Raw genomic sequence first — 7,165 nt, 5'->3', positions numbered from 1 at the left:
GGTCGTCGGCTCCCGGGCCGCCCTCGTGGCCTCCGTACGCAGGCAGTCCGCCGCCCTGTCCGAGGTCCTGGGCCGGGCCACGGACCTGATCGCCGAGCACGACCGCGTGGCCGGGCTGCTGGCCCTCGTCCGCGGCGCCGGCGAGAACCGGCTGAAGATGCCGCTGACCAGCTACGTGCTGGCCGGACGCCTCGAGGAGGTCGCCGCCGCGGCCACCGAGCGGCTGCTGAAGATGACCGACGACCGCTACTCCCTCGAGTACTCCGACGAGGTCGGCGGCCGCGGCAACAAGGGACTGGAGATCGTCGTCCGCGACCACTACGTGGACGAGGTGCGCCACCCCTCGAGCCTGTCCGGCGGCGAGACCTTCATGGCGTCGCTCGCCCTCGCCCTCGGCCTCGCCGACACCGTGCAGGCGGCCTCCGGCGGCATCGAGCTGGACACCCTCTTCGTGGACGAGGGCTTCGGCTCCCTGGACTCCCAGACGCTGGACGAGGTGATGGGCGTCGTGGACTCCCTGCGCACCGGCGGCCGCACCGTCGGCCTCGTCAGCCACGTCGAGCGCATGAAGAACGACATCCCCACTCGCCTGGCCGTCACCAAGGACCGCCGCGGCTCCTCGCTCGCCGTGCACGACGGCGACTGAGCCACGTCCACGGGCCGCCCGGGCCGCGTCCCGCCGCGGCCGATGCGCGCGCCCCGCTCGGCCTCGCCCTCACGACGCAGCCGCTCGGCACGGGCACGCTCGCGTTCGGCCTCCTCGGCCAGCCGTCTGCGCTCACCACGGCCCTCGGCGAACCGGTACAGCACCGGCAGCACGACCAGCGTCAGCACCGTGGAGGACAGCAGGCCCCCGACCACCGCGACCGCCAGCGGCTGGGAGATGAAGCCGCCGTGACCGGTGACGCCCAGGGCCATCGGCATCAGGGCGAGGATGGTCGCCAGGGCCGTCATCACGACCGGCCGCACACGGTTCAGCGCGCCCAGCTCGATGGCCTCATCCAGGCCGAGCCCCACGTCCCTGCGGTACTGGTTGATCAGGTCGATCAGCACGATCGCGTTCGTCACCACCACGCCCACGAGCATCAGCATGCCGATCAGGCTCGGCAGGCCCAGGGACGTGCCCGTCACCAGCAGCGCGACGAACGCGCCGGTGGCCGCGAACGGGATCGAGACCAGCAGCACGAAGGGCTGCAGCAGCGAGCGGAACGTCGCCACCATGACCACGTACACCGCCGCCACCGCGGCCAGCAGCGCCAGCCCCAGGTCACGGAACGTCTGCTCCTGCTGGGAGGCCGCGCCGCCGATCTCCGCCGCGACGCCCTCCTCCAGCTCCAGGCCGGCCAGGGCGTCGCGGACCGCCGCCGCGGCCGTGCCCAGGTCGTCGGCGCCCGGAGTCACGGAGACCACCGCCGTGCGCTCGCCGTTCGACGAGGTCACACGTGCCGGGACCTCCTCCTGCCGGACCTCCGCCAGCTCGGCCAGGGCCACCGGACCCGCGGGGGTCATGAGCTCCACGTCCCGGAGCTCCTCCAGAGACGTGACCGGCTCCGGGTCGCCCAGGCGCACGGTGTAGTCCGTGAACCCGAAGCGCACCTGACCGGAGGGGACCGCGCCCAGTGCCGCCGCGACCTGCCCGGAGACGGCCTCCTCGGTCAGTCCGGCACGCGCCGCCGCCTGCGAGTCCACCTCCACCTGGAAGGTCGGCCGGGTGTCGGTCGCCGGTGTCGTCACCTCACGCACGCCCTGAAGACCCCGCATCCGCTCGGCCACCTGCTCGGCGGCCGTGGAGAGCTGCTCCGGCGTCGGGGCGGTGACCGTCACGTCGATGTCCGAGCCGCCGAAGCCCTCCGCCGCGGACACCTCGACCTCGCCCACGCCGTCCAGCCGGGCGAGCCGCTCACGGACCTCGTCCTGCAGCGCGGGCTGGTCCGCCTCCGGATCGGTGACCACGGTGAAGTCGGCCTCGTCCGTGGCCCCGCCGCCGCCGAACATGGCCGCCATGCCGGCGGCACCGACCGTGAACTGCACGTCCTGCACACCCTCGGTGCCCCGCAGCGCCGCGTCCACCTTCTCCGCCGCCGCCGTGGTGACCTCGAGCGAGGACCCGGGGGCCTGGCGGGCGGTCACGGTGAAGGAGTTCTGGCCCGTGTCCCCGAGCAGGTTGGTCGGCAGCAGCGGGACGAGCGCACCGGTGCCGACCAGCACCGCCAGCGCGGCTGCCACGGTGCTCCACGGATGCGCCTGGGTGGCCCGCAGGACCGGGCGGTACGCCCGGGACAGCCACGAGTCATGGGCAGCCGGACGCGCCCGGGGCGAGCGGCCGTCGTCGGGGTCCGGTGCGGCGGACGAGGTCCCGTCCGTGCGGGAGGCGGCCTCCACGGATCCCTCCGCGGTGACGGTGCGGGAGGCCCTCCGGCCGAGGAACCAGTAGGAGAGCACCGGCACGATCGTCAGCGCCACGAGCAGGGAGACCAGCAGCGCCAGGGACATGGTCACGGCGAACGGTCGGAACAGCTCGCCGGCCAGCCCGGAGACGAACGCCACCGGCAGGAAGACCGCCACCGAGGTGAGCGTGGACGCGGTGATCGCCACGCCGACCTCGCCGGTGCCCCGCACGATCGCCGTGCGACGGTCCTCGCCCAGCCCGAGGTGCCGGCGGATGTTCTCCACCACCACGATCGAGTCGTCCACCACGCGGCCGATCGCGATGGTCAGCGCGCCCAGGGTCAACATGTTCAGGGAATAGCCGGAGAGCCACACCCCGATCAGCGTGGCCAGCAGGGACAGGGGGATCGAGACGGCCGTGACGAGCGTGGAGCGCAGGGAGAGCAGGAAGACCGCGATCACCAGCACCGCGAAGCCCAGGCCCAGCACACCCTCCAGGAAGAGCGTGTCGATCGACTGCTGGATGAACGGCGCCTGGTCGAAGACCACGGTGAAGCGGGCGCCCTCGCCCACGACGCCCTCCAGCTCCGGGAGGATCTCCTGGACCGCCTCGGAGACCCGGACCAGGTCAGCGTCCGGGGTGGCGGTGATGCTCAGGGACAGGGTGTCCACGCCGTTGGTGCGGGACACGGACGTCGGCTCGGCTTCGGCGAGGGAGACCTCTGCGACGTCCTTCAGCGCCGGCGGCGCGCGGTCCGGTGACGAGGCGTCCGCGTCGGAGGAGACGACCACGAGGTCCTCCAGGTCCTCCACGTCCTCCACCGGGGAGCCGGCCTGCACCGGCAGCGTGAGCCGATCCTCGGTCACCTGGCCGATAGGGAAGAGCCCCGCGTTCTCCTCCAGGGCGGTCACGATGTCCTGGGTGGACAGGCCCGCCGCGGCGAGCTCCGCCTCGTCCGGGACGATCGACACATACTCCTCGGTGCCGCCGGTGACCTCCGCGCCGCGCACGCCCTCGAGCCGCTGCAGGCGGGGGACGGCGACGTCCTCGACCCGCCGGCGGGTGGCGTTCAGGTCAGCGTCGGAGGACACGGCCAGGAACATGACCGGGAAATCGGAGACCGATCCGGCGAAGGAGGTCGTCTCGGCCTCGTCCGGCAGGCGAGGTGCGAGGTTGGAGACGGCACGGTCCACCTGTCCGCGGGCCCGGTTCAGATCCGTGCCGTACTCGAACTGTAGGAGGACGGCGTTGAACCCGTTGGACGAGGTCGAGCGGGTGGACTCGAGCCCCTCGACGGCCTGCAGGGCACGTTCGAGGGGCTCTCCGACGGCGTCGTCGACCACCTCGGGTCCGGCACCCGGATACACGGTGGTGACCGAGATCACCGGCAGCTCCAGCGACGGGATCAGCTCCTGCTTGAGCTGGCCCGCCGCGATCACGCCGAACACGGTGCAGAACACCGTGATCAGCGCGATCAGCGCGCGGTGGGCGAGGGAGAACCGCGCGAGAGCCCTCACGGGGTCAGTTCAGCCGCAGGGCGGCGTCGGTGGACGAACGGACCTCGTCCAGCAGGGCGCGGTCCTCGTTCAGCTTGCGGCCGTAGGACGGCACCAGCGCGTCGATGGTCGGCTTCCAGGCGTCCATCTTGGCTGGGAAGCAGCGCTCCAGCAGGGTGAGCATGATCGGGGCGGCGGTGGAGGCGCCCGGGGAGGCCCCCAGCAGGGCACCCAGGGAGCCGTCGCCGTGGGTGACGACCTCCGTGCCGAACTGCAGCACGCCGCCCTTCTTCTTGTCCTTCTTCATCACCTGGACGCGCTGGCCCGCGGTGATCAGCTCCCATGCCGAGCCCTCCGCCTCCGGGAAGAAGTCCTTCAGGGCGGCGACCTTCTTGTCCTGGGACTTGAGGACCTCGGTGACCAGGTACTTGGTCAGGTCCATGTTGTCCTTCGCCACCGCGAGCATCGGCACGATGTTGTGGGGGCGGATGGACAGCGGCAGGTCCAGGTAGGAGCCGGACTTCAGGAAGTTCGTGGAGAAGCCGGCGTAGGGGCCGAACAGCAGGGAGCGCTTGCCGTTGACGAAGCGGGTGTCCAGGTGCGGCACGGACATCGGCGGGGCGCCGACCTGGGCCTGGCCGTACACCTTGGCCATGTGCTGGGACACGATCGACTCGTCCGTGCAGCGCAGGAACTGGCCGGACACCGGGAAGCCGCCGAAGCCCTTGGCCTCCGGGACGCCCGAGTCCTGCAGCAGGTGCAGGGCGCCGCCGCCGGCGCCGATGAAGACGAAGCGGGCGCGGTCCGTGAAGGACTCGCCGGCGGCGCGGTTCTTCACGCCGACCTCCCAGCGGCCGTCGGTGCCGCGCTTCAGGCCGGTCACCTTGTGGCCGAAGCGCACGTCCGCGCCCGAGTCGGCCATGTGGGTCACGAGCTGGCGGGTCAGGGAGCCGAAGTCCACGTCGGTGCCGCCGGCCACGCGGGAGGCGGCCAGGCGCTTGCCGTCGTGGCGGCCGTTGATCAGCAGCGGGGCCCACTCGCGGATCCTCTCCGGATCCTCGGTGTGCTCCATGGTCTCGAACAGCGGCTGCGGGGACAGCGCCTCATACCGGGCCTGCAGGTACTCGGCGTGGTCGTCGCCCCACACGAAGGACATGTGCGGCAGCGGGTTGATGAAGGACTTCGGGTCCTTCAGGGTGCCGTCCTGCACGAGGGAGGACCAGAGCTGACGGGACACCCAGAACTGCTCGTTGATGCCCAGCGCCTTGGTCGGGTCCACGGTGCCGTCCGCCTGACGGGGGGCGTAGTTCAGCTCGCACAGGGCGGCGTGGCCGGTGCCCGCGTTGTTCCACGGGTCCGAGGACTCGAGGCCGGCCTGGTCCAGGTTCTCGTAGAGGGCGATCGACCAGGTCGGCTCCAGCCTCTGCAGCAGGGTGCCGAGCGTGGCGGACATGATGCCGCCGCCGATCAGGACGACGTCGTGGGTGGTGGTGGTCTGCGTGGTCACGATCAACAACTCTCCGAGGTCAAGGACGCGGATGCGGGTGCGGGCGGCCCCGGCGGGCCCTGAGGAAAAAGGTCTGCTCCGACCGTCCGCTCGGCGTCGAGTCTACTACCGCAGGCCTCGGCCCCCGGTCTCCGTCACGGGCGTGACGGGTCACACGGAGGCCGCCTCCGGACGCGGTGCCGGACGGTGCTCAGGACTCGGAGAGGTGTACGTCGGCGAAGTGCTCGTCGAGCTGCGGCGAGGTGGGGTAGGACCGCACCCGCGCACCGATTGCGGTCGCCGAGATCGGGTAGACGAGCGGGAGCACCGGCAGGTCCAGCGCCAGGGAGGCGAGGATCTGCCCGAACACCTCGCGACGGCGTTCCTCGTCCTTCGCGATCGCGGCGCGCTCGAGCAGCTCACGGACCAGGGGGTTGTTGTAGTTCGTCTCCGCGGCGTCCGAACGGCACAGCGGCTCGATGAACGCGTGGGGGTCGCGGTAGAGCCCGTCCCGGCTCATCAGGTGCAGGGCGCGGTCGCCGCGCTCGCGCACGGTGCGCAGGTAGTCCTGGTCCGCCGGGACCGGGACGGGGACGATGTGCAGTCCGATCTTCCCCAGGTCCTCGGCGATCATGGCGTAGACCAGCTCGGGGGTGGGCATCGAGGGCCGCGCGGTGCCGGTCGGGTACAGGAACTCCAGGGGCTCGCCGTCGTACCCGGCCAGGTCCAGCAGGCTCCGGGCCTCACGCGGGTTGATGTCGTACCGCTCGGCGTCCTCGTTGCCGACACCCAGCGTGGGGGGCACCACGTCGTGCGCCATGGAGGTGCCGTCCAGGAACAGCCTGGACCGCGCCAGGGCCGGGCGGTCCACGCCCTTCGCCACCGCCTGGCGGATGTAGAGCGATCCCATGATCGGGTGGGCGGTGTTCATCCCCAGGTAGAGGACGGACAGCGGGTCGCGCTGCAGCACCTGGGCACCGGACTCCACCAGCGGGCGCAGCTGGGGCGGGGAGACCACGTCGATCACGTCGGCCTGGCCGCGCCGGAACTCCCTCAGCCGCGTGTCCACCCGGCCCCACGCGGCCACCACCGCCGGCGAGGCGGAGGGGCCCTCACCGCGGTACAGGGTGTTCGGGAGCAGCACGCTGCCGTACGTCACCGAGGGTGCCGAGGAGAGGAGTCGCTCGGCCTCCCGTGCGGACGCCCACCGGTAGGGGCCGGTGCCCGCGGGGGAGCGGACCTCCCCCTGCGGAGTCCGGACGGTGCGCTCCCAGGACGCCGGCGAGGACACCGCGAAGTGCGGTGCGGTGAGCGCCATGGCCAGGTGGTGCAGCGGGGCGGAGAGGGTGATCCGGACGGTGCGCTCGTCCTCGGCCTCCACCGCGTCCAGACGGCAGCCCTCCTCGCCCAGGTGGGCCCCGAAGACGGAGACGAAGGGCGAGGCCGTCGCGGAGGCGCGCTCGTCCGCCGTCGCCCAGCGCTCGACGTTGGCGACCACGGCGTCCGCGTCGCACGGGGCGCCGTCGGAGAACACCACGTCCTCACGCAGCCGGAAGCGGTGGATCCGGCCGTCGAGCGTGACCTCGTGATGCTCGGCGAGGGCCGGTACCGCTGCACCGGTCTCCGGGTCCACGCCCAGGAGCGTCTCGAACACCTGGCGGGAGAGACGGAAGGTCTCCGAGTCCCACTGCAGGTGCGGGTCACGGGCCGCTGGGCCGCCCGGGCGCGCCCACGACGAGGGAGTCGCCGCGTCCTGCCGTGGCGGGCACACCGGTCCGGGACGGCGTCGGCGTC

3 protein-coding genes and 1 pseudogene are annotated in these 7,165 nt (G+C 72.2%); 1 reads left to right on the top strand and 3 read right to left on the bottom strand.

The window, feature by feature from the left end; all coding sequences use genetic code 11:
- Positions 1 to 646, top strand: a 646-nt coding sequence (locus tag AC2W7A_RS07435; RefSeq protein WP_485990796.1) for an SbcC/MukB-like Walker B domain-containing protein, incomplete at its 5' end; no start/stop codon positions are given.
- A gap of 197 nt (positions 647 to 843) precedes the next feature.
- On the opposite strand, the pseudogene AC2W7A_RS07430 reads toward AC2W7A_RS07435, so the two are convergent.
- From AC2W7A_RS07430 to AC2W7A_RS07420, 3 genes and pseudogenes are all read right to left on the bottom strand, one after another.
- Positions 844 to 3,837: pseudogene (locus tag AC2W7A_RS07430) on the bottom strand (efflux RND transporter permease subunit); the annotation flags it as partial.
- A gap of 73 nt (positions 3,838 to 3,910) precedes the next feature.
- A complete protein-coding gene (locus AC2W7A_RS07425; protein ID WP_485990795.1) occupies positions 3,911 to 5,392 on the bottom strand; it encodes a malate:quinone oxidoreductase in 1,482 nt (493 codons plus the stop codon).
- Positions 5,393 to 5,582: 190 nt separating this feature from the next.
- Positions 5,583 to 7,165, bottom strand: a 1,583-nt coding sequence (locus tag AC2W7A_RS07420; RefSeq protein ID WP_485990794.1) for an ABC transporter substrate-binding protein, incomplete at its 5' end; no start/stop codon positions are given.

It is taken from the genome of Micrococcus sp. LASM2_SD2 (genome assembly GCF_057364565.1).
Note: the sequence above shows the minus strand (reverse complement) of the source record. Positions and strands in the feature narration are given on the sequence as shown.